This is a genomic window from Pseudomonas sp. UBA3153 (genome assembly GCF_002364635.1).
GTDB classification, from domain to species: domain Bacteria; phylum Pseudomonadota; class Gammaproteobacteria; order Pseudomonadales; family Pseudomonadaceae; genus Pseudomonas_O; species Pseudomonas_O kuykendallii.
Genome location: NZ_DEYR01000104.1, coordinates 1,978 through 2,978 on the forward strand (window position 1 = coordinate 1,978; position 1,001 = coordinate 2,978).

General features: G+C 65.5%; 1 protein-coding gene. It reads left to right on the forward strand.

All coding sequences use genetic code 11. The features are described from left to right. Positions 1-192: 192 nt before the first annotated feature. Positions 193-1,001, forward strand: an 809-nt coding sequence (locus B2X67_RS20545; RefSeq protein WP_286786634.1) for a PAS domain-containing protein, incomplete at its 3' end; no start/stop codon positions are given.

Here is a 1,001-nt window from a genome sequence, read left to right on the forward strand (position 1 = left end):
CGCCCCCTCCGGTCTAGCCGAACGCGGCGTCCACTCGTCCCGCGCAGGGCGCGACCGGGCCGGCGGTCGGCGCGACGAGCGCCCATTCGGCTATTTTTGCGGTGCGGTTTGGCGGCATGCGACCCTGCTGTGCTAGACATGAAAGGAAACAAGCTCTCCGGAAAGAAACCACCTTGCGAAGGAATGTGCCGAATGCGTCAAAACCTGCCTGTCACTGATACCGAGATCACCTTTCCCAGCGAGGAACGGCTGATCTCCACCACCAATCTGCAAAGCCACATCACCTACTGCAATGACGCGTTCGTCCGGGTCAGTGGTTACAGCTACGAGGAACTGATCGGGCAGCCGCACAATCTGGTTCGACATCCGGATATGCCGGCGGAAGTCTTCGGCCTGATGTGGGCCTCGCTGCAGAGCGGCAAGCCGTGGATGGGGCTGGTGAAGAACCGCTCGAAGAACGGCAGCTTCTACTGGGTCAACGCCTACGTCACGCCGATCTACGAGGACGGCAAGATGGTCGGCTACGAGTCGGTGCGCTCGCTGCCGACCCGCGAGCAGGTGCGCCGCGCCGACGCCCTCTATGCGCGCCTGCGCGCCGGCAAGCCCGCCCGCTCGCAGGTGGCGCGCATCACTCACGAACTGCAGCGTTCCTGGCCGCTGATCCTCGCCGCGGCGCTGATCATCGGGCTCGACCGTGTGCTCGACGACTGGGCGTTCACCGCGCTGGTGGCCGCCTGTATGCTCGGCTTGGCGACCTGGCTGTCGTTCACGCGCCAGGAGGACATCAGGAAAACCCTGCGCGATCACCCGAAAGCCTTCACCGATCCGCTGGTGGCGCTCACCTATTCCGATGGGCAGGGTGCACAGGCCGAGCTGGACATGGCGCTGATCAGCCAGGAGGCGCGGTTGCAGACGGCCCTGAGCCGCCTGGAGGACGCCGCCGAGCAGGTTCGCCAGCGCGCCGCGCAATCCTCGGAAACCTCGCGCGCCAGCGCCGAACT